Here is a 21848-nt window from a genome sequence, read left to right as displayed (position 1 = left end):
AAAAAATTGGAAGAATATTTAAACGCAGAACGAATAAATGCATTAATTGATATGGCTATTCCTATTGGAATTAATATTTTAGTAGCAATTGCAGTATTTGTTATTGGTAAATGGATAGCTAGAAAAATTACAGATGTTATAGTTGTTTTACTTAATAAAGTAAAAGGTATGGATGAAACATTAGTAAGATTTTTAGAAAATATTATTTACTATATTTTAATGATGGTTGTTGTTTTAACAGCACTTTCAAAATTAGGAGTTGAAACAACTTCGTTTTTTGCAATCTTAGGAGCTGCTGGTTTAGCTATTGGTCTTGCACTTAAAGATTCACTTGGAAACTTTGCTTCTGGTGTTATGCTAATTATGTTTAAACCTTTTAAATTAGGTGATTTTGTAACAGTTGCTGGAGTATCAGGAACTGTAAAAGAGATTTCAATTTTCAGTTCTGTAATTATTACAGGTGATAATCAAAAAATGATTGTACCAAATGGTGCAATTACATCTGGAACTATTGTAAATGTAAATGCTAATCCAACTAGAAGAGTAGATTTACTTGTAGGTATTGGTTATGATGATGATATTAAAAAAACAAAAGATGTTTTAACAAATATTTTAGAAAGCGATGACAGAATTATTCATAATAAAGGTTTAACAGTAGCTGTTTCAGAACTAGCTGATTCTTCTGTAAACTTTGTAGTTAGAGCTTGGGTTAATACGCCTGATTATTGGGCTGTAAAGTTTGATTTAACTGAGCAAGTTAAATTAAGATTTGATAAAGAAGGAATTTCAATTCCTTATCCTCAACAAGATGTGCATCACCATAATCAAGCCTAATATTCCTTCAATATTAGAAGAGATTTTAAATGACCTACAAAAAATAGGAGCAAAACCTATTTTAGTAGGTGGCTGTGTGAGAGACAGTCTTTTACAAATTCCTTGTAAAGATTATGATGTTGAAATCTTTGAAATAAACTGCTTAGAAACTATAGAAAAATCCTTAAAAAAATTTGGTAATGTTAAACTTGTAGGAAAATCTTTTGGAGTTTTAACTCTAAAAATAGATGAATATGACTTTGATTTTGCACTTGCAAGAACAGAAAAAAAAATTGGTCTTGGTCATAATGACTTTGAGGTAAGTACAAATGCTTTTTTAAGCTATGAAGAAGCTGCTTTAAGGCGTGATTTTACAATTAATTCAATTGGCTATGATTTTATAAATGATGAGTTTTTAGACCCCTTTAATGGAATAAAAGATTTAGAAAATAAAAAGCTAAAACATATAAATGATGATACTTTTATTGAAGATGCTTTAAGAGTTTATCGAGTTATTCAATTTGCTTCAAGATTTGAATTTGATGTGGATGAAAAGACAAAAGAACTTTGCGAAAAAATGGTTTTAAATGATGATTTAAAACACTTAGCAATTGAGCGAATTTATGAAGAGTTCAAAAAACTTTTTTTAAAATCACAAAAACCATCAATAGGGTTTAAATTATTAAAAGAGTTAGGTGCTTTAAGATACTTTCCTGAACTTCAAGCCTTAGTAAATTGTAAACAAGATAAAGAGTATCATCCTGAAGGTGATGTTTGGGTTCATACTTTAATGACTTTAGATGAAATGGCAAAAATAATAAGAGAAAAAGAAATAAAAGATGAATATAGAATTTTATATTTATTTTATGCAGAACTTTGTCATGATTTAGGAAAGCCTCTTTGTACTGAAGAAATAAATGGAAGAATAACTTCGCATAAACATGAAAGTTTAGGAATTGAACCTACAAAAACTTTTTTAGCAAGACTTACAAATGAAAAAAAATTTGTAGATTTGATACTTCCTTTAGTAAAAAATCACTTAGCACCTTTTCAATTATATTTAGCAGATTCTTCATTAAAGGCAGTAAAAAGATTATCCTTAAAAGTTAATATTGAAGATTTATGTTTAGTTTGTCTAGCAGATTGTTTAGGTCGAGATATAAAAGATAAAGAAAAATGCCCAAAAGCTACATCTTGGCTTTTAGAGCAAGCAAAAGAATTAAATATTGAAAAATCAGCACTTAAACCACTTGTACTTGGACGAGATTTAATAGCTCTTGGTATGAAACCATCAAAACAATTTAAAGAAGTTTTAGATTTTGCATTAGATTTACAAATTGAAGAAAATTTAGAAAAGAATAAAATAATAAAGAGAGTAATTAAAAGATATAAAAAGTAATATAGGATAAAATAGAAGAAATTAGGATTTATAATGATATTAATTAAAAATAAGTTTTTAGAAATTATTAATATTTTAAGAGCTTCTTTTATTTCATTAGTGCCTTATTATGTTTTATATTCAACAGTTTTATTATTAATTGAAATATTAAAGCATTTTAATTTATTCTCATCTTTTTTTACATTAGAAGAATCACATAATTTAGTAAAATTAGTAGTTGGTTTGTTGCCTTTATTAGTCAATATTAGTATTTCATTTCATTTGACAAACTCCCATTTCACAAGTGCTAATAGATTTTTGACAATTATTTTATCTTTAATTATTTATTTATGCGTAGAATTAATTGTATTTGGTATTAACATAGAAAAATATATCTTACCTCAATCTATGATATTTGCAATTTTAATACCACTTGTAGTAAATTTTTTACTTTCAAATTATTTAAAAATATCAAAATCTTATCAAGAAAAATTAAATAATAGTATTTCAAATAATATTGCAACTATGTTAATTTATATTATACCTTTTATCTTAATTTTTTTTCTTCTAACATTTCTTTTTTCAAGCGTTAGTATTGCATTAGATTTAACCAGTAATATAACTATTTTTGAAGAAGGTCAAGAGACTTTGCTTCTTTTTTTCCGAACAATAATATCTAATTTCTTATGGTTACTAGGAATCCATGGTATTAACTTTTTTGATACATTAATTAATATTCAAATTCTTGATAATTTCATTTCAGAGAACTTAACTTACAAAGAGTTTTTTAATTTATTTGTGCTTCTTGGTGGTTCAGGTGCAGGATTATCTTTACTTTTGTCAATATTTCTATTTTCAAAAGATAAACATACCACATTAATTGGAAAAATGTCTTTGCCTTTTGTTATTTTTAATATCAATGAAATATTAATCTTCGGAATACCTATTTTTATGAATTTTTCTTTAATAATTCCTTTTATATTAGTTCCTATTTTTAATTTTACACTATCGTATATTTTTATTTCTTATACAGATATTATTCTTTTTAATGATACATTTCTTCCTTGGACAACTCCTGCTTTAATGAATATTTATTTAAGTACAGATGGAAATATAATTGCTATACTTTTTCAACTTTTTCTTATTATTATTGGATCTTTTATTTATATGCCATTTATTAAAAGTTATACAAGAACTCAAAGTTCTACTCTTTCGCTAGAAAAAACTGCAAGAAAATTTGATATTTCTTTAGAAGTTGAATCAAGAAGAGACATTAAATTTCAAGAAGCTCAATCTTCTCTTATTAAATCTCATCATAAAATCAATAAAATTATTGATGAGATAAATCAAGATAATCTTACTCTTTATTATCAACCTAAAATAAATATTCAGAATAAAACTTGTAATGAATTTGAAGCACTTATAAGAATAAAAGACAAAAATGGGATTATGAGAGGACCTGATTTTATTATTGATATTGAAGATTCAGGTTTAGCTTCAATAATTGATATTTGGGTATGCAAAGAAGTTAAAAAAGATTTAGAATTATGGGCTGAAAAAGATTTTTATCCAGAAATTTCAATTAATATTTTTCCTCATACTTTAGAGGACAAAAATTATATCAATGATATTATTAGTATTCTAAAAGGTTATAATATTTGTTTTGAAATTATTGAAAGACGGTCTTCGTTAAATAAAAATGTTTTTGAAAATATTAAATTGATGAAACAAGAAGGTTTTAAAATCTCATTAGATGATTTAGGAGTTGGTTTTACCAACTTCTCTATTCTTTATGAAATACCACTTAGTAGTGTAAAAATAGATAGAAAAATAATCGAGTATACAAAAGATAAAAAAGGGTTTATTTTATACAAAAACATTTGTGAATTATGTTCAGACTTAAATTATCAAATAATTTTAGAAGGAATTGAAACACAAGATGAATATGATAAACTAGTTAATCCCAAAATTAATATAATTCAAGGATGGTATTATTCAAAAGCTATTTGTTTTGATGAAGTTTATCAATATTCAAAATCTTTTTAGAGTAAATTTAGGGTCTAAATATAAAGTTTTCACTTCCATTTACAACATGAAAAATCGTAATATCATATTTTTTTGAATAATACTTAAGTAATAACTTCTGTAGTGTTGGTTCAATTGAAGGTGTAAACCATGCATTATTAGAAGTTGCAATCATATATTTAACATCATTTAAATTTTCAAATATTTTATCAGTTGTTGCTTCATAACATATTGCATTTCTGAACTTTTGTCCTTTTATTTCGAAATCAGTTGCTTCAGAAGCTTTTGCATAATCTTGTGCACCATTGTAAAAAATATCATTAATTATATTAACAAGAAATTTTGGAAAAGGTATTTCTTCACCAAAGGGAACCAAAACAACTTTTTTTGCAATTTTAACAATACCATTTGATATGTGATAAGTTGCATTGTAGTACTGATTATCTTCTAAAAATAAAGAACCCGCAATAATATCAATTTTGTATGATTTCTCTTTTAATTGTTTTAATAAAACTTCATCTTTATTTAAAAGTGTTGGATATGCAGTTTCCGGTAAAATTACTAAATCTTTTTTATTTTCAATTGCTTTGTTTATTTCAAACAAATTCTTTTCAAATATTGTATTTCTGTAATCTTTTTCCCATTTAAGATTTTGTTTTATATTCATTTGTGGCATAGCTATTTTCGCATTTGGATTGTCTATATATAAACCATTTTGAATATTTATTGCAAAAAGTAGTGGAAGAATTGATAATATTTTCATTCTATGAAGTTTTATCATCAAAAATAATGAAAGTAAAATTAATGCAAAATCTTCTTTCGACGTACCTAAATATGAATCAATAAATATAAGTTCAAACTTCATCCAATTAAAACCAAAAGGAGCTATAAATGTAAATGCAAATATTAAAATTAGTCTTATTGATGTTTTATCAAATATAGTAAATATTAAAAAAATCAAGCCATAAACAAGGCCAATTAAAATTAACAAAATTGGAGTTAAATAAACTAAATCATAATATTCTAAACTTACAGTCATCCAATAACACCATAAAACACCAGTTGTGAAACCTGCAAAAAATGCAGATGGTCTTGGAATAGTAAGTAAAAAATATAGTCCTAAAAGCCCTAAAATTGTATTGATAAATCTATATTCGATGTTAAAATAACTTAAGTAAATAAAAGCACTTAATAAAATACCAGTAATCAAGCCCTTTATTATAAATTTTTTGTTAAAATTAGCGCGTTTTACTAAAAACAAAATAAACTACTTATAAAAAGGAAATTTAATGGACAGTTCAAGTACTGATTTAATAAGCTCATTATTACCTCTTGTTGCATTATTTGCAATATTTTACTTCTTAATCATTAGACCACAACAAAAACAAGCTAAAGCTCATAAAGAGATGATTGCTAACTTAAAAAAAGGTGATAAGATTGTAACAAATGGAGGCTTAATCGTAGAAGTTTCTAATGTAGGTGAAGAAAGCCTTACTGTTAAAAATAGTGACGGTGCAGAAATGAAGCTTGTTAAAGAGTTTGTTTCTAAACTTTTAGAAGACTAAACTTCATTATATAAAACATGTAAATTATTTACATGTTTTACACTTCAAAATACAAAACCCTTACTAAGGACCAAGATTGAAAATCTTTAATTATAGACTTGTTATCTTTGCATTAAGTATTATATTTGGTGTTGTTTTTGCAATTCCATCTTTTTTACAAACAGATAGCGGAAAAAAAATATCTCTAGGACTTGATTTACAAGGTGGACTTCACATGCGACTTGGTGTGAATACTCATGAAGCCGTAATTTCTAAAATCAAAACAATTGCAACAACAGTAAAATATTATGCTGATGATGAAGACTTACTTATTGATGGTTTATCTATTGATGATGAAAGTGTTAACTTTACTGTATTAGATAAAGACGAAATTCCAAAAATGGATGAAATGTTAAAGCAAATAAAAGGGCTTGAAGTTTCAAAAAACGACTTGTCTTATACTCTTATTTTGACAGCAGATGATATAGAAAAAACAAAAGATTCAGCCGTATCACAAGCTGTTGAAACAATTAGAAATAGACTTGACCAATTTGGACTTGCTGAGCCTTCTGTTGTAAGACAAGGTGCTACTGATATTGTAGTAGAATTGCCAGGAATTAAAACTCAAGCTGAAGAAAAAGCAGCAAGAGAACTTATTTCAAAACCTGCAAAACTAGAACTTATGGAAGTTGATGAAGAAAGAGCTGATCAAGTATATACACTTACAAGATCACAAGCTTCTGAATATGGTGACATAATTTTAGAAGATACAAATGATGCTAATAGAAAATATCTAGTAAAAGAAATTCCAATTTTAAATGGTTCTCAAGTAATTGATGCGCAAGTTGCATTTGATCAAGGGAATCAACCTATAATTAACTTTACACTTAACTCTACAGGTGCTAGAATTTTTGGAGACTTTACAGGAAGAAGTGTAGGAAAAAGATTAGCTGTTGTTTTAGATGGGAAAGTATATTCAGCACCTAATATTAGAGAAAGAATCGGTGGTGGTTCTGGACAAATATCTGGAGGATTTTCAACTTTAGAAGCGGGAAACGTTGCAATTGCTTTAAGATCAGGAGCATTACCTGCTTCTGTTAATTTACTTGAAAAAAGATCTGTTGGACCATCACTTGGTGCTGATTCAATTAAAGCTTCTACAATTGCTTTAGTTTCAGGTTTTTTAATAGTATTTGTATTTATGATAGTTTATTACAGACGTGCTGGAGTTATTGCAAATATTGCATTAATTACAAATATTTTCATAATCATCTCGGTTATGGCAATGTTTGGAGCAACACTTACTTTACCTGGTATGGCAGGAATTGTATTAACAGTTGGTATGGCTGTTGATGCTAATGTTATTATTAGTGAAAGAATTAGAGAATTATTAAAAGCTGGAAACTCAGTTGCAAAATCTATCGAAGATGGCTACTCTAATGCAATGAGAGCAATTTTAGATGCAAATGTTACAACACTTTTAGTTGCTGTAATTTTATATGCATATGGAACAGGACCTATTAAAGGTTTCGCTGTTACTATTTCTATTGGTATTTTAGCTTCAATGTTAACTGCTATTTTAGGTACTCATGGTATCTATGAAGCATTACAAGGAAAAATATCAAAAGATAAAGACTTAAAAAAATGGTTTGGAGTTAGCTAATGGAAATTTTTAAATCAAATAAAATTTATAATTTTATGGGAAGTAGATTACCCTTCTTAGGTTTATCTTCTTTATTAGTTATTGCTTCAATTGTTTTATTGTTTACAAAAGGTCTTAATTTTGGTATTGATTTTGAAGGAGGAACTATTGTTCAAGCTAAATATGAACAAAAAGCTCCAATAAATGATATTAGAAATATTTTAAAAGATACAAAATACAATAATGCTTCAATTACAGAATTTGGAAGCCCTGATGAAGTTGTAATTAGAATTACAGGTTCATCTTCAAATATTGCAAATGATATTGGTGATGAAATGCACCAAATATTAAAACCAACTGGTGATTTTGAAATCAGAAGAGTTGATATTGTAGGACCAAAAGTAGGTGGTGAATTAAGAGAAAAAGGTATCATGGCTTTAGCTTTATCTTTAATTGTAATTCTAGCTTATGTATCATTCAGATTTGAATGGCGTTTTGCAGTTGCTTCTATTTTAGCACTTGCTCATGATATTATAATTGCAATGGGTGCTATTAGTTTATTTAGCATTGAAGTTAATCTTGATATTTTAGCTGCGATTTTAACAATTTTAGGATACTCTCTTAATGATACTATTATTGTATTTGATAGAATTAGAGAAGGTGTTCAAACTTCAAAAGAGTCTATTTTAGAAAAAGTTGTAAATGAATCTGTAAGTAAAACTTTATCAAGAACTACTCTTACTTCATTAACAACATTCTTTGTTGTTGTAACGCTTTATTTATTCGGTGGTGAGATTATTAATGGATTTGCCTTTACAATGCTTGTAGGAGTTATTGTAGGTACTTATTCATCTATATTTATTGCAGCATCTTTTTTAGTTCAATTAAAATTCTCAATTGATGATTTTAGAACTAAAGAAGCAAATAAATTAAAAAGACAAAAAGAAAAAGATAAAATGAGAGCTATGTACGAACAAGGTACTATGTAATTTTTTTATAATTTACAAGTTTGTTTAAAAAGGCTAAGAAGTTTCTTCTTAGCCTTTTTTTATTTAAGACTATTTAATTATATTTGATATAGAATTAGTACACTAATTAAAAAAGATTCTGGAGATTAAAGTGAAAGAGAATAATTTATCTGCAAATAAATTTAAAAACTATTTAAATAAATTTGATAAAGTAACATCAAATAATGGAAAAGATTGGGTATTGGCATTTATTTGGATAGTTATTTTGGAACTTTTTTCTAGTATTCTAGAGTATATTTATCTTGATGTTGGAAAAGCTTATATTTTTTATATGGAAGAGAGTATTTTCAAAGAACTTTTAATCTCTGCAATTTTTGTATCTTTTGTTTGGTATCTTGTAAGTAGTATAATATTTATGTATAGAAAACAGTTTGTAATATTAAGCTTGTATGGTTCAGTTTGTATTTATCTTGCAATTACACATGACTTGACTTTTAATTTATTACTTCATAACCTAAATCCTTTTGAATTAGGAATTGATGGTTTTGGTTTTTATATGATTTTTCAAGTGCTATTAAAAATAGTTATTATCTACTTATTAATTAAAATGTTTTCAGCTATCAAAACTAAAAAGCAAAGTTAGTAGAAGCAATTTATTATTAAAAATTAGCTATTATCTCCTATTAATTTAAAAGTAAAACTATAAAAGGATAAAAATGGATTGGGGTAAAGTAACATATATATTTTTCTCACTAATGTCTCTTACAACTACAGCTGGGTTTTTATATGAACAAAATGAAATAGCATTATTCATAGCAGCAGGTGTAAATGTAATATCAACAGTTTTAAAACTTGGTGTTAAAAACTTATTAGCAGCAGAATTACTAGCAAGTTCATTAGTAGCAGATTTACATCTAATTCCAGCATTTATGGTATTAACTTTTATGAATGATATATCTTTAGCAATTTCATTAGCTATTGGTGCAGTTGTTGCAAATATTTTCTCAATAGCCTTAGCATTAATAGAAAGCGCAAAAAGTCAAGACAAGGAAGAATTTTAATGGAATACAGTGCAAAAGCAATTGAAGATAAATGGCAAAAATTTTGGAGCGAAAATAAATCTTTCGAACCAGAAGATGATAAAAGTAAAGAAAAAAAATATATCTTAAGTATGTTTCCCTACCCAAGTGGACGGATTCACATGGGGCATGTTAGAAACTACTGTTTAGGTGATGCTTTTGCTAGACACTTTAGAAAATCTGATTTTAACGTTTTACATCCAATTGGTTGGGATAGTTTTGGAATGCCAGCTGAAAATGCAGCAATAAAACATAAGTCACATCCTAAAAAATGGACTTATGAAAATATTGATTATATGAAAGATGAGTTAAAAGGTTTAGGTTTATCTTTCTCTGAAACTAGAGAGTTTGCTACTTCTGATGAGTTATATACAAAATGGGAACAAGAATTCATCATAAAAATGTATGAAGAAGAGTTATTATATAGAAAATCTACAACAGTTAATTGGTGTGAACCTTGTCATACAGTTTTAGCAAATGAACAAGTAGAAGAAGGATGTTGTTGGAGATGTGACACACCTGTTGAGCAAAAAGAAATGCCAGGATATTATATTGGTATTACAAAATATGCACAAGAATTACTTGATGATTTAGATGGACTAAAAGACACATGGCCTTCACAAGTTTTAACAATGCAAGAAAATTGGATTGGGAGAAGTGAAGGTTTAGAGTTTAAATTTGAATTATCTATTGATGCAAAAAATAAATTAAATAGATCTTTTTCTAAATATTTAGTATTTACAACTAGACCTGATACAATTTATGGAATTTCATATTCAGCACTTGCACCAGAACATCCAATTGTTAAGTATATTTTAGAACATAAGTTGTTACCTGAGAAAAAACTTCAAGCAATTAAAGATATGCAAAAAGTAAGTGAAAGAGATAGAGCAACACAAAATAAAGCTGGAGTATCATTAGAAATTGATGTAATGCATCCTTTAACTGGTGAAACAATTCCTGTATGGGTTGCAAACTTTGTTTTAGCTTCTTATGGTGGAGGTGCAGTAATGGCTGTTCCTGCTCATGATCAAAGAGACTTTGAATTTGCAAAACAATATGATTTACCAATAAAACAAGTAATTGTAGGAAGTGATGGTTTAATCGAAAATCAAACAGAAGCTTATGTCTTTGAAGGTGAATTAATTAATTCTGAAAGTTTTACAGGATTAAAAAATACAAAAGCTAAAAAAGCTATAACTTACCATTTTGAGCAAAATTCATTAGGTATAAAAAAAGTTAATTTCAAATTAAGAGATTGGGGAATTTCAAGACAAAGATATTGGGGAGCTCCTATTCCCTTTGTTCATTGTGATTCTTGTGGATTAGTTCCTGAAAAAAGTGAGAACTTACCAATTGCATTACCTGAAGATGTAGAAATTACAGGTGAGGGTAATCCTTTAGATACACATCCTACATGGAAACATACATCTTGTCCTAAATGTGGAAAAGATGCTATAAGAGAAACTGATACTTTAGATACCTTTGTACAATCATCATGGTATTTCTTAAGATATGCAACAAATCCTAAAAAATGGAATGAAGAAGGTATTTCAAAAGAAGATAGTGATTACTGGATGGATGTAGATCAATATATTGGTGGAATTGAACACGCAATTTTACACCTTTTATATGCAAGATTCTTTACAAAAGCACTTAATTCTTTAGGATATACAAACTCAAAAGAACCCTTTAAAAAACTTCTTACACAAGGTATGGTTTTAAAAGATGGTGCTAAGATGTCAAAATCTAAAGGAAATGTAGTAGACCCTGATTTAATTGTTAAGAACTATGGTGCTGATACTGCAAGATTATTTATGATGTTCGCTGCACCTCCAACTAAAGAATTAGAGTGGAATGATTCAGCAGTTGAAGGAGCATTTAGATTTATTAAAAAATTCTTTGAACGTGCTTCAAATGTTACTCAAGTTGGAGTAGATGGTTTTAAAAATATTAATCATAATGATTTAAGTAAAGATGAAAAAAATGCTAGAAAAAAAGTATATGAAGCTTTACAAAAATCTAATGAAGTATTTAATAAAACATACACATTTAATACTTTAATAGCTTCATCAATGGAAGCTTTAAATGCCTTGTCATCACAAAAAAATGAGCTTGTTTGGACAGAAGGGTATTATATATTATCTAATATTTTAGAGCCTATTATTCCTCATGCATGTTGGGAAATATCTAATTCATTATTTAAAAAAGAGAATTTCAATAATACTTTAGAAGTAAAAGAAGAAGTTTTCCAAATGGATTCAATAAATTTAGCTGTAACTATTAATGGTAAGAAAAGATGTGAAATTGAAGTTGAACCAAATGCTTCAAAAGAAGATATTTTAGCACTTGCAAAAGAAAATTCACAAAAATGGATTGAAGGTAAAGAAATTATAAAAGAAATCGTAGTACCTAATAAATTAGTAAACTTAGTAATCAAAGGATAATTAAAGTATGAAAAGTATAAATAATATTAAAAAAGTGCTATTTGTACTTTTAACTTTAAGCTTTTGTTTTTTTACTCTTAATGGCTGCGGATATAAGCCTACAGTTTCTTATGCGAAAAAAGAATTAGCAGGAAAAGTATTTGTGAATTTATTTGTTAATATAAAAGACCCAAGAAATTCTGTTTTAATAAAAGATTCAATGAACCAATTATTAGTACAAAAATTAGGGGCTAAATTAGTTTATGATGAAGCACAAGCTGATACTGTTATGAATTTAAAAATAAATTCAGTTGATATGTCTGTTTTACAATATGATAGTGAAGGATATAATCAACTTTACAGAGCTAGTGTAAATATTTTAGTAAGTTATACTAAAAAAGAGAAAAATATCCCAACAACATTTACTGTTAGTGGAGAAAATGATTTCTCAGTTGGTGATGACGACGATGATACTATTACTGATACAATTAGATTTGAAGCGATTAAAGAAGCTTCAGATGATGCTTTAGATGAAGTATTATCAAAAATTGCAGTAGCTTCATTTAGAAAATAATTAATGAATCTTGATTTAAAAAAAGCTTCATTATCTCAATTTTTAGAGTTTAAAACTCTTTATTATGACAAGATTGATTTTACAACAGTAAAATCTTCTTGGGAACTGCTATCTAAAAAAATTAATCTACCTTTTGTAATTCATCTTGTTGGAACAAATGGAAAAGGAAGTACAGGAAGGTTTTTAGCTCACTATTTGAATAAAAGTAATTACAAGGTTTTACATTATAGCTCTCCACATATTATTAAATTAAATGAACGAATTTGGATTAATGGTAGTGATGTAAATGATTTTGATTTAGAAGAAGCACATCAATTTTTACAAGAGTTATATCCTTTAGATTTATTAGAAAAACTTACTTATTTTGAGTATCTTACACTTTTATCGTTTTATTTATCAAAAAATTGTGATTATCTTGTTCTTGAAGCAGGTTTAGGTGGTGAGTTTGATGCTACAAATGTAGTTAAAAATGATTTATCTTTAATAACTACAATTGATTTAGACCATCAAAGTTTTTTAGGAAATACTGTAGAAGAAATAGCACAAACTAAAATGCGTTCAGTTGATAAAAAAATGCTAATAGGTTATCAACTTCATGATAGTGTAAAACAAAGTGCACAAAAAGTAAAAGAACAAATATTAAAAGAAAGAAATATAAATATTGAAATCGACTATGTAGAAAACTTTGAAAAATATTCTTTAGATAAAAAGTTTGCAACTTATTTAAAACGTAATTTACATCTAGTAATCAAATGTTTAGAAGAGCTAAAGATTTCTCTTAATTTAGATTTTTTTGATGATGTTGAACTTTTTGGAAGATGTCAGAAAATTAGAAAAAATATAACTATTGATGTAGGGCATAATCCTCTTGCTGCAAAAGTTTTAAAAGAAGAATTTAAAGATAAAAAAATTACATTGATATATAATTCATATGCAGATAAAGATTATGAAGAAGTTTTAAGAATATTAAAACCAATAATAAATAAAATAATTATAATTGAACTTGATGATAAAAGAATTGTTCCTAAAAATAATTTATTAAAAATTATAGATAAATTGAATATAATAAATGAAGAAATAATTGAAATTAATGATAATGAAGAGTATTTAGTCTTTGGTTCATTTTTAGTTGTTGAAAAATTCTTATATTTGATTGGGATAAATGAAAAATAGATTAATAATTACTGTTTCAGATATAAAAGGAACAAAGTCTTATAATATACATCAGCTATTGAAAAAAGTTCTGGTTTCTGTAATATTAATTGTTTTATTAGTATTAGCTTGTAGTTTTTGGTTTATATCGTATTTAGATAATGAAGTCACAAGTGTTAAGAAAAATAAAGAAATAGAATTTAAAATATTAAATGAAAAAGAAGAAAAACTTCTTGCTCAAAATAAACTTTATTCAATACAAATAAAAAGTAAGATTAATGATATTGATGAATTAAATCAAAAACTTGATGAAATTCACACAATTATTGGAGTTGGCAAAAATGCAACTAAAGATGAAATTAGTAAAAAAACTTTGTCTGCAATTAATCTTAAAAAGAAAAAATATACTCTAAGAGTAATTCCAAATGGTAAACCACTTGATAAAATTAAGGTTTCTTCAAACTTTGGTTATAGAATAAATCCAATAACAAAAAGAAAACAATTTCATCGCGGTATTGATTTAGCAGCTCCTAGAAAAACGCCAATTCGTGCTACTGCTGATGGAATAGTAGAACATGTGCAAAGTAAAAATGTAGGAGATTATGGTAGAGTTATAAAAGTAAGCCATAATTATGGATTTAAGACTACTTTTGCTCATATGCATAAAACTTATGTTAAAGTTGGTGAAATAGTAAAGAAAGGCCAAATCATTGGTCTAGTAGGTAGTTCAGGTAGGAGCTCAGGTCCACATTTACATTATGAAATTAGATATGCAAGTACATTACTTAGTCCAAAAAATTTTATAAATTGGAATCTTAATACGTATGAGAGTATTTTCAAAAAAGAAAGGAAAGTTGAATGGGAGTCTTTAATAAATCTGATAAAGGATCAACACCCAATGGAGCTACTGTAATAGCTCAAGGAACATGTATTATTGGTGGTATTAATACAAAAGGTACAGTTCATATTGATGGAAAGTTTGAAGGTGTTATTTTAGAAGCTGATGTAATTTCAATAGGCCTTACAGGTGAAGTTATTGGAGATATAAAAGCAAATAATTTAGTAGTAAATGGTCTGTTTGATGGAAAAATTGATTGCAATATTGTTCAAATTTTAGCAGAAGGAAAAGTAATTGGGGATATGCAATATAATGAACTAATTATAGAATCTAATGGAAAGTTTGAAGGAAGAGGAATTAGAAAGAATTCTGATTTAAAAAGTCGATACAATGAAGTTGAGCAAAAGATTAATAATATTATTGTTTCACCTTCTGCAATAGCTCATGACAAGTCTTGAAAAAAAACTAGAAGATCTTTATTTACAAAAAGAAAATATTGAAGTACAGATTAAAGAACTTGAAGATAAAATAAAAAGTGAAAAAACTAAAAAATCATCAAAAACTACATTTTTAAAACTTGAAAAAATAGATATATTTAAATCACTTTTTATTGCACGTTTTGATATTTATGCAAAAAAATGGATTTCTAAGGATGGAAATAAACAAGGGTTTTATCCTGTTACACAAACTTTTCAAGGTGAAGATTTTATACCTATTACAAATAAAGAAATAGAAGCACATTTAAGAGGTTTACAACATCTTGCAACTTATTGTATTGATTCAAATAATTTATCAAAATTTATTGCTTTTGAAATTTTAGATGAAAATAAATTTAAACTTCAAATTGCTTTGAACTCTCTAAATATTAGAGCTTATTATGAATTAAATACTTATAATTCTTTAGTAGCATGGATATTTTTAGAAGAAGCAATAGATAGTAAAATTGTTTATAATTTTGCTACATATATTTTAAAAAAAGCAAATATAAATGCAAAAACATACCCAAATCAAGAATTTTCAAATAAATCAAATTTAGGTAATTGCATTGAAATTCCTTTGCATTTAAAAAATAGAGAAAAGAATAAAACTATTTTTATTGATGCAAACACAAATAAAATATATGAAGACCAATGGGTAGTTTTAAATAATGTTCAAAAAGTTTCAAAACAAATTATTTATAATAACACACAAACAAGTTCAAGTTTAAATGAAGAAAAAGATTTTGGGAATATTGATTTTCCACTTGATTGTATAGATATGGTTTCATATGATTATTTATATATTCCAACTGCAAAGTTGTCAAAAAGTTTAATTAATAAATTGAAATCTTTTGCATCTTTTGAAAATCCTCAAATAAAAGTATTATTGGCTTTACGAAAGCCTTTGTACAATACTCCACGACTTATACAAAGCTTTGAAGAAGATAACACTCACTTAATGCTTCCAAGAGGTTTACAATCGAAAGTTTGTGATTTTTTTACTTCAAATGCAGTGTCTTTTAATGTTGAAAATAAAAGATATTTTAACTCATGTGAAACTAAAAAAGTGCAATTTACTTTAAGACCAGAACAAAATGATGCTATAAACCAGATTTTAAAAAATGACTTTTGTATTTGTGTCGCACCTCCAGGTTTTGGTAAAACCTTACTTGGTGCGAAAATGTTTGAAAAAAGAGCTTGTTCAACTTTAATAGTAGTTAATAAAAATATGCTCTTAAATCAATGGATAGAAAGATTTGTTGATTATTTTGGATATGACAAAAAAGATATAGGATACCTTGGAAAAAGCCAAAATAAATTAAATGGAATTATTGATGTTGCAACAATGCAAAGTTTAAAAAATAATCCAGATTATATACATAATTATTCTTTTGTAATTGTTGATGAATGTCATCATATACCAGCTCTTACTTTTGAGCAAATAATCAAAAAATTTAGAGGGAAATATATTTTAGGATTAAGTGCAACTCCCAATAGAAAAGATGGGTTACAGCCAATTTTATATCAACAATTAGGAAATGTTGCCTATGAATATAAAAAGAAAAGAACACATACAAATAAACTTGAAGTTGTAAGAACAGATTTTATTTGTCAAGCTGATAATTATGCAAGTATAATAAATGAACTTTGTATTGATGAAAATAGAAATAATTTAATAATTGATGCAATAAAGAACAATATTAATAGAAAAATTTTACTTTTAACTGATAGAATAGAGCATATAAATATTCTAGAGCATTTATTGATGTGTGAGAATATTGATTATGTAAGTATACATGGAAGTCAAAATAAAAAAGAACAAGTTAAAAATATGAATTTAGTAAAACAAAAATCTTTGATTCTTGCTACTACTTCTTATTTTGGTGAAGGAATTGATTTCCCTCATTTAAATACTATTCTTTTTGCAACGCCAATTTCATATTATGGAAGGTTAGTTCAATATCTAGGACGAATAGGAAGAGGAAATCAAGAGTGTTTAGCTATTGATTTTTTAGATTCAAATAATGCAATGCTTAATTCAGCTTTCAAAAAAAGAGCTGAAGGTTATAAGCAAATGCATTACAAATAAAAAAAGGAGTATATAAAATGTTAGGAATAATTGTTGCGACAATATTTATTGCATTAGTAATAAATTTGATTTTAAAAAAATTTCAATTACCCACTATTATAGGTTATATTATCACAGGGACTATCATTGCTTACTCTTTTAATTTACACGATGCTGTAAATAATCATGATTTAAAAGAAATAGCAGAGTTTGGGGTAGTATTTTTAATGTTTACAATTGGATTAGAATTCTCAATTGAACATTTAAAAAAGATGAAAAAAGAGGTTTTCTTCACAGGTTCTTTGCAGATTATTCTTACAACAATTTTTGTTTTTTTAGTGTCTCATTACGCAATTGGTTTAGATGTTAAATCCTCAATGGTAATAGGTGCTGCACTTTCTTTATCTTCAACTGCAATTGTTTTAAAAACCTTTAATGAAACAAAAGAGATTAAAAAACCTTATGGAAAAAGAGTTCTTGGTATTTTAATTATGCAAGACATTGCTGTAATTCCTATTTTATTAATGATATCATTTTTCACAATGGGTGAAGAAAGTAGTGTTGCATATATGATTTTTGAAACACTTATTGCTGCTGTTGTATTATTAGGCTTATTGTTTTTATCAGGTAAATATTTGCTTGAGCCTTTTTTAACTCATGTATCAAAAACAAAGTCTGATGAATTATTCGTGGCTTCTGTTTTACTTCTAGCAATTGGATCATCATACTTAGCTTACTATTTTGGGTTTTCATACTCACTTGGTGCATTTATCGCAGGTATGATGATTGCAGAAACAAAATTTAAACATCAAGTAGAAGCTGACCTTATTCCTTTTAGAAATATTTTATTAGGTGTATTTTTTATAACAGTTGGAATGCAAATTAATTTTACAGTAATTTCAGATTATATTTTAATTATTCTTGTTTTACTTCCGGTTTTAATGGGTCTTAAATATCTAATTATTTATTCATTAGTTAGGCTTGATGATACAAGAAGAGTTGCTTTTAAAACAGCATTCTCACTAATTCAAATAGGAGAGTTTTCTTTAGCAATTTTAGAATTAGGAAGAAGCCAAGGTTTAGTTGATCCAACATATTCACAAATTTTAATTGTAACTATAGTAATTTCTATGATATTAACACCTATAATTCTAAAAAACCTATCAAAAGCAGCAGGGTTATTAATAAGCGAAGATCCTTTAGTTGTAAATACTACATACAATATTGATAAAGATACAGAAAATCATGTTGTTGTTTTAGGATATGGAAGATATGGACAAGCAATTGTTGAAGAGCTTAAATCTTTAGGTCAAAAATATATTATTATTGAGCATAATGTACAGTTTTTCCAACTTGGACAAGATAGGAAAGAACCAATTGTATTTGGAAATGCAGCGCAAAGACATATTTTAACATCTGTAAATGTTACTAGTTCATCAGCTGTAATTGTAGCAGTTAATAATCCTGAAGCCTTACATTTAATTTGTGAAGCAGTTGATTCTTTAACACATAATACAAAAACAATCGTTACAGTTACAACAGAGAGTGAAAAAGAGACTTTAGAAAGTTTACATTTACAACATATTGTAGTTGAAACTAAGCATTTATCAAAAGCAGTTGTTGATGAAGTTATGTATTGTAGACTTGATTAGATAGAGAGTTATTCTCTATCTATATATCTTTTTCTTGGAGCATTTTTAATTTTATTTACATTTACTAAAATAAAACCATCAACACAATCTGCAAAATCTTGATCTACATTAAAACCTAAAAATTTTACACCACCTTCTTCGGTGATTTCACTGTATTGTTTGTATAAAGTTGGAACAGAAACTCCCATCCCTAAAAGAGTAGATTTTAAAAATTTAAAATCTTTTTTCTTATCATCTAAGCAAAATAGCTCTTTAATCTCATTTATATTATTTGAATATTGATAAGGAAGTTTAGGACTTACTAATTGTTTTGGCTCTTTGAAATAATGTGAATAATAAAATATCATCATATCTTTTGCAATACTTGGAAAACTTGCACTAATACTCACAGGACCAAACATATACTTAATATTTGGATTCTTTTTTAAATAAGCTCCAATTCCATACCATAAATAATCAAGTGCTCTCGTACCCCAGTATTTTGGTTGAACAAAACTACGTCCAAGTTCAATAGAGTTTTTTAAATATGGAGTTAAACCTTCATTATATTTAAATAAAGTATTTGAATAAAAACCTTTTACTCCAATATTCTTAAAAATAAAATTAGCATTGCCAATTCGATATGAACCTACAATTTCTAAGTCATTCTCATCCCAAAGAATAATATGTTGATAATATATATCATATTTATCAGTATCTCTTTTTTTATTTATACCTTCTCCAACTTTCCTAAAAGATAGCTCTCTTAATCGCCCTAGTTCTTTTAATACAATTGAATCATCTGAGTAATCATATAGATATATTTTTTTTCCATCATTTGTCTCTCCAATTAATTGAGAAGATTTTAATTCATTAATTAGATCTTGTCTTTTTTGAGGATGTGCAATTGCACTTTGTGTTTGGAAAAAACTCTTTTTTCTTTTTTTTAGTGAGTATAAATGTTTTTTATAAAGATTAATTAAATATTTTTTATCTAAGCCTTTTGGTTTAATATTTTCATTTGGAATAATTTCTCCAATTTTAATATTTATTCTTTTTGACTTTTTATTAAACATCTCATTTGAAAGTAAGAGTGTTGAAAAAGTTTTATTTATTAGAGAAATAGTATAAAATGTTTTAGAGTTTTTTGCATCTAAAAATATTGGTAGAATTGGAGAGTTTGAATTTTGTGCGAAATTTAAAAAGCCTTTACTCCATGAAGGATCTTTTATTCCTTTTCCACTAGCCCGACTTACTTCACCTGCTGGAAAAATAATGATTGCTTCTTCATTTTTTAGAGCTTCATATATATTTTTTATGTCTTTTTTTGATTGTCTAATTTTATAATTATCAATTGGAATTAAAAGATTATTTAAAGCATCAAAACCTACAAGAAAATCATTGGCTACTATTTTTACATCTGATCTTACTTGAGAAATCAATCTTAGTAAACAAAGGGCATCTAAACCTCCTAAAGGATGGTTTGCAATAATCACTACTTTTCCTGAACTTGGAATATTTTGTAAATCTGTACTTGAAACATTATAATCAAAATCGAAATAATCTAATACGCAATCAACAAACTCAAGCCCTTTTAAATGTGAGTTTTCTTTTAAAAATTTGTTTATAGAGTCTTCATGGACTATTCTTTTAGCAATTTTAAATAGAGATTTTTTTAAGAAGTCTTGTTTCTTGTTTATATTTGGAAACTTCTTTTCTATTTCTTTTTGTACATCTATCATATGTAATCCTTTTTTTTATTGTAATAATCTTTGATTACAAAGTGGTAACAGCCCTAAGAAAAGAAATAAGTTTTTAAAAATATTTTTTATGTTAAAATCACTTTTTAAAAAAGGATTTTTTACATGAATAAATCAGATATCACTAATATACTTACAATTTTAATAATGGCTTATGGTTACTCAAATGGCTATGATATAATTTTTACTGTTGGGCTATTTGCTCTAAGTGGAGCAATTACAAATACTCTTGCGATTCACATGCTTTTTGAAAAAGTCCCTTATCTTTATGGAAGTGGAGTAATTGAAAAGAATTTTGGAAAGTTTAAAAATTCAATCCATAATTTATTAATGAATCAATTTTTTACAAAAGAGAATTTATCAAGATTTTTTCAAGATGAGATGAATAGTGCAAAAAATACAATAGATTTTGAAAAGATATTAAATAAAACAGATTTTACACCTGCTTATAATTCTTTAAAAGAATCAGTAATGGAATCATCTTTTGGAGGAATGTTAGGAATGTTTGGTGGAGAGGCTGCACTTGAACCTTTAAAAGAGCCTTTTACAAATAAACTTCAATCTTCAATTGTAGATATCACAAAATCAAAAGCTTTCCAAGATGTACTAGAAGAAGCTTTAAAATCAGATAGTTTATCAGATGATATATATGAAAAATTAAGTTCAATTGTAAATAAAAGATTAGATGAATTAACACCTTCAATGGTAAAAGTTATGGTTCAAAATATTATAAAAGAACATTTAGGTTGGTTAGTTGTTTGGGGTGCAGTATTTGGTGGAATAATTGGATTTATATCAACTATTATAACTTAACCTTAAAATAGGGTATTTAAATTTAAATATAATAAAATTTTACAACATATTTTTACAACAAAAGGTTTAAAAACTACTATATTTTGATATAAATTGAGAATTATAAAAAGTAAATAAAAGATATTGCATACTGTATGTATTTTTCATTTATTGATTTTTTCTATTAAATCTTTATAAAAACTTTTATTTAAACTCATTATTTCATTCAACTGTTGCTTTTGTTCATTGTTTAAATTTTGACTCTCTATTAGGTACTTTTTAGTTAAAAAAACACTATTTGGAATAATTCTATCAATTTGACTTATATTTAGTTGTTGGTATCTTGCAATATTTATAGATATATCTTTGTTATCTTGGTTTATAAGATAATTAATCTCATCATCTATTAAATCTTCTCTTTTGGCTATCAAAATTTTATAGTTTTGAGTTAATAGTGAGTTCGAATTTAATGCTAATTTAAATTCTTCACTATTTTTATCAATTGTAAGATAATCTATCGTTGTTAAATTTTTAAATTTTTCAAATTCTTTTGCTTTTAGTTCTGTTAAGACCTCTTCTTTTGCTCTTTGCCAATCATTACCACTTTCTGATGGTAAACTGCCAAATTCCAATCCTAATCGTTCATATATAGCTATTCTTAGCGATTCATCTTCCATTC

The 21848-nt window shown here is 26.4% G+C and carries 19 protein-coding genes; 16 read left to right on the top strand and 3 right to left on the bottom strand.

Annotated elements, in window-relative coordinates; genetic code table 11:
• Nucleotides 1–6: 6 nt before the first annotated feature.
• The 3 genes from D3Z07_RS07335 to D3Z07_RS07325 are packed head-to-tail and all read left to right on the top strand — an operon-like array spanning nucleotide 7 to nucleotide 4237.
• A complete protein-coding gene (locus D3Z07_RS07335; protein ID WP_228200527.1) occupies nucleotides 7–834 on the top strand; it encodes a mechanosensitive ion channel family protein in 828 nt (275 codons plus the stop codon).
• Nucleotides 809–2212, top strand: coding sequence for a CCA tRNA nucleotidyltransferase (locus tag D3Z07_RS07330; protein ID WP_122893486.1), 1404 nt, complete (start codon nucleotides 809–811; stop codon nucleotides 2210–2212). Before D3Z07_RS07335 ends, D3Z07_RS07330 begins: the two co-directional genes overlap by 26 nt.
• Nucleotides 2213–2245: 33 nt before the next feature.
• Entirely contained in the window at nucleotides 2246–4237 is a 1992-nt protein-coding gene (locus D3Z07_RS07325) for an EAL domain-containing protein (RefSeq protein WP_122893485.1), read from the top strand.
• A gap of 7 nt (nucleotides 4238–4244) precedes the next feature.
• Here the strand turns inward: D3Z07_RS07325 and D3Z07_RS07320 are convergent, their stop codons facing one another.
• Nucleotides 4245–5477 (bottom strand): apolipoprotein N-acyltransferase, encoded by a 1233-nt coding sequence (locus D3Z07_RS07320; protein ID WP_122893484.1) that lies wholly within the window; start codon nucleotides 5475–5477, stop codon nucleotides 4245–4247.
• Between the two features lie 28 nt (nucleotides 5478–5505).
• Here D3Z07_RS07320 and yajC point away from each other — a divergent pair, with 28 nt between their 5' ends.
• From yajC to D3Z07_RS07260, 12 genes are all read left to right on the top strand, one after another.
• Nucleotides 5506–5781, top strand: a complete 276-nt coding sequence (gene yajC / locus D3Z07_RS07315; RefSeq protein ID WP_076084127.1) for a preprotein translocase subunit YajC — start codon at nucleotides 5506–5508, stop codon at nucleotides 5779–5781.
• A gap of 76 nt (nucleotides 5782–5857) precedes the next feature.
• Complete coding sequence (gene secD / locus D3Z07_RS07310) at nucleotides 5858–7423, top strand: protein translocase subunit SecD (RefSeq protein WP_122893483.1); 1566 nt, start codon at nucleotides 5858–5860, stop codon at nucleotides 7421–7423.
• Complete coding sequence (secF, locus tag D3Z07_RS07305; protein ID WP_076084133.1) at nucleotides 7423–8391, top strand: protein translocase subunit SecF; 969 nt, start codon at nucleotides 7423–7425, stop codon at nucleotides 8389–8391. Before secD ends, secF begins: the two co-directional genes overlap by 1 nt.
• A 130-nt stretch (nucleotides 8392–8521) precedes the next feature.
• Nucleotides 8522–9013: a hypothetical protein gene (locus D3Z07_RS07300; protein ID WP_122893482.1), complete on the top strand. Its 492-nt coding sequence runs from the start codon at nucleotides 8522–8524 to the stop codon at nucleotides 9011–9013.
• 73 nt (nucleotides 9014–9086) lie between these two features.
• Nucleotides 9087–9431, top strand: a complete 345-nt coding sequence (locus tag D3Z07_RS07295; protein ID WP_076084139.1) for a DUF6394 family protein — start codon at nucleotides 9087–9089, stop codon at nucleotides 9429–9431.
• Nucleotides 9431–11896, top strand: a complete 2466-nt coding sequence (gene leuS / locus D3Z07_RS07290; protein ID WP_122893481.1) for a leucine--tRNA ligase — start codon at nucleotides 9431–9433, stop codon at nucleotides 11894–11896. The genes D3Z07_RS07295 and leuS overlap by 1 nt, the downstream gene beginning before the upstream one ends.
• A gap of 7 nt (nucleotides 11897–11903) precedes the next feature.
• Nucleotides 11904–12449, top strand: a complete 546-nt coding sequence (lptE, locus tag D3Z07_RS07285; RefSeq protein WP_228200526.1) for an LPS assembly lipoprotein LptE — start codon at nucleotides 11904–11906, stop codon at nucleotides 12447–12449.
• 3 nt (nucleotides 12450–12452) lie between these two features.
• A complete protein-coding gene (locus D3Z07_RS07280; RefSeq protein WP_122893480.1) occupies nucleotides 12453–13622 on the top strand; it encodes a Mur ligase family protein in 1170 nt (389 codons plus the stop codon).
• Complete coding sequence (locus D3Z07_RS07275) at nucleotides 13612–14514, top strand: M23 family metallopeptidase (RefSeq protein WP_076084148.1); 903 nt, start codon at nucleotides 13612–13614, stop codon at nucleotides 14512–14514. The genes D3Z07_RS07280 and D3Z07_RS07275 overlap by 11 nt, the downstream gene beginning before the upstream one ends.
• Complete coding sequence (locus tag D3Z07_RS07270) at nucleotides 14460–14897, top strand: bactofilin family protein (protein ID WP_076084151.1); 438 nt, start codon at nucleotides 14460–14462, stop codon at nucleotides 14895–14897. Before D3Z07_RS07275 ends, D3Z07_RS07270 begins: the two co-directional genes overlap by 55 nt.
• Nucleotides 14884–17007, top strand: a complete 2124-nt coding sequence (locus tag D3Z07_RS07265; RefSeq protein ID WP_122893479.1) for a DEAD/DEAH box helicase — start codon at nucleotides 14884–14886, stop codon at nucleotides 17005–17007. Before D3Z07_RS07270 ends, D3Z07_RS07265 begins: the two co-directional genes overlap by 14 nt.
• A 17-nt stretch (nucleotides 17008–17024) precedes the next feature.
• Complete coding sequence (locus D3Z07_RS07260) at nucleotides 17025–18638, top strand: cation:proton antiporter (RefSeq protein WP_076084157.1); 1614 nt, start codon at nucleotides 17025–17027, stop codon at nucleotides 18636–18638.
• A gap of 8 nt (nucleotides 18639–18646) precedes the next feature.
• On the opposite strand, the gene D3Z07_RS07255 is transcribed toward D3Z07_RS07260, so the two are convergent.
• Entirely contained in the window at nucleotides 18647–20359 is a 1713-nt protein-coding gene (locus tag D3Z07_RS07255; RefSeq protein ID WP_122893478.1) for a lysophospholipid acyltransferase family protein, read from the bottom strand.
• Between the two features lie 123 nt (nucleotides 20360–20482).
• Here D3Z07_RS07255 and D3Z07_RS07250 point away from each other — a divergent pair, with 123 nt between their 5' ends.
• Complete coding sequence (locus D3Z07_RS07250; protein WP_122893477.1) at nucleotides 20483–21190, top strand: DUF445 domain-containing protein; 708 nt, start codon at nucleotides 20483–20485, stop codon at nucleotides 21188–21190.
• A gap of 143 nt (nucleotides 21191–21333) precedes the next feature.
• On the opposite strand, the gene D3Z07_RS07245 is transcribed toward D3Z07_RS07250, so the two are convergent.
• A complete protein-coding gene (locus tag D3Z07_RS07245) occupies nucleotides 21334–21846 on the bottom strand; it encodes a hypothetical protein (RefSeq protein WP_122893476.1) in 513 nt (170 codons plus the stop codon).
• Nucleotides 21847–21848 lie beyond the last annotated feature (2 nt).

Source organism: Arcobacter peruensis, from assembly GCF_003711085.1.
GTDB classification, from domain to species: domain Bacteria; phylum Campylobacterota; class Campylobacteria; order Campylobacterales; family Arcobacteraceae; genus Poseidonibacter; species Poseidonibacter parvus.
Note: the sequence above shows the minus strand (reverse complement) of the source record. Positions and strands in the feature narration are given on the sequence as shown.

Excerpts from the sequence above, each read along its gene's own strand:
- D3Z07_RS07250 (WP_122893477.1), top strand. The coding sequence starts at position 20,483 with ATGAATAAATCAGATATCACTAATATACTTACAATTTTAATAATGGCT.
- D3Z07_RS07295 (WP_076084139.1), top strand. The coding sequence starts at position 9,087 with ATGGATTGGGGTAAAGTAACATATATATTTTTCTCACTAATGTCTCTT.
- D3Z07_RS07325 (WP_122893485.1), top strand. The coding sequence starts at position 2,246 with ATGATATTAATTAAAAATAAGTTTTTAGAAATTATTAATATTTTAAGA.
- D3Z07_RS07260 (WP_076084157.1), top strand. The coding sequence starts at position 17,025 with ATGTTAGGAATAATTGTTGCGACAATATTTATTGCATTAGTAATAAAT.
- D3Z07_RS07280 (WP_122893480.1), top strand. The coding sequence starts at position 12,453 with ATGAATCTTGATTTAAAAAAAGCTTCATTATCTCAATTTTTAGAGTTT.
- secF (WP_076084133.1), top strand. The coding sequence starts at position 7,423 with ATGGAAATTTTTAAATCAAATAAAATTTATAATTTTATGGGAAGTAGA.
- D3Z07_RS07265 (WP_122893479.1), top strand. The coding sequence starts at position 14,884 with ATGACAAGTCTTGAAAAAAAACTAGAAGATCTTTATTTACAAAAAGAA.
- leuS (WP_122893481.1), top strand. The coding sequence starts at position 9,431 with ATGGAATACAGTGCAAAAGCAATTGAAGATAAATGGCAAAAATTTTGG.
- D3Z07_RS07245 (WP_122893476.1), bottom strand. The coding sequence starts at position 21,846 with ATGGAAGATGAATCGCTAAGAATAGCTATATATGAACGATTAGGATTG.
- D3Z07_RS07330 (WP_122893486.1), top strand. The coding sequence starts at position 809 with ATGTGCATCACCATAATCAAGCCTAATATTCCTTCAATATTAGAAGAG.
- D3Z07_RS07275 (WP_076084148.1), top strand. The coding sequence starts at position 13,612 with ATGAAAAATAGATTAATAATTACTGTTTCAGATATAAAAGGAACAAAG.
- yajC (WP_076084127.1), top strand. The coding sequence starts at position 5,506 with ATGGACAGTTCAAGTACTGATTTAATAAGCTCATTATTACCTCTTGTT.
- D3Z07_RS07270 (WP_076084151.1), top strand. The coding sequence starts at position 14,460 with ATGGGAGTCTTTAATAAATCTGATAAAGGATCAACACCCAATGGAGCT.
- D3Z07_RS07255 (WP_122893478.1), bottom strand. The coding sequence starts at position 20,359 with ATGATAGATGTACAAAAAGAAATAGAAAAGAAGTTTCCAAATATAAAC.
- lptE (WP_228200526.1), top strand. The coding sequence starts at position 11,904 with ATGAAAAGTATAAATAATATTAAAAAAGTGCTATTTGTACTTTTAACT.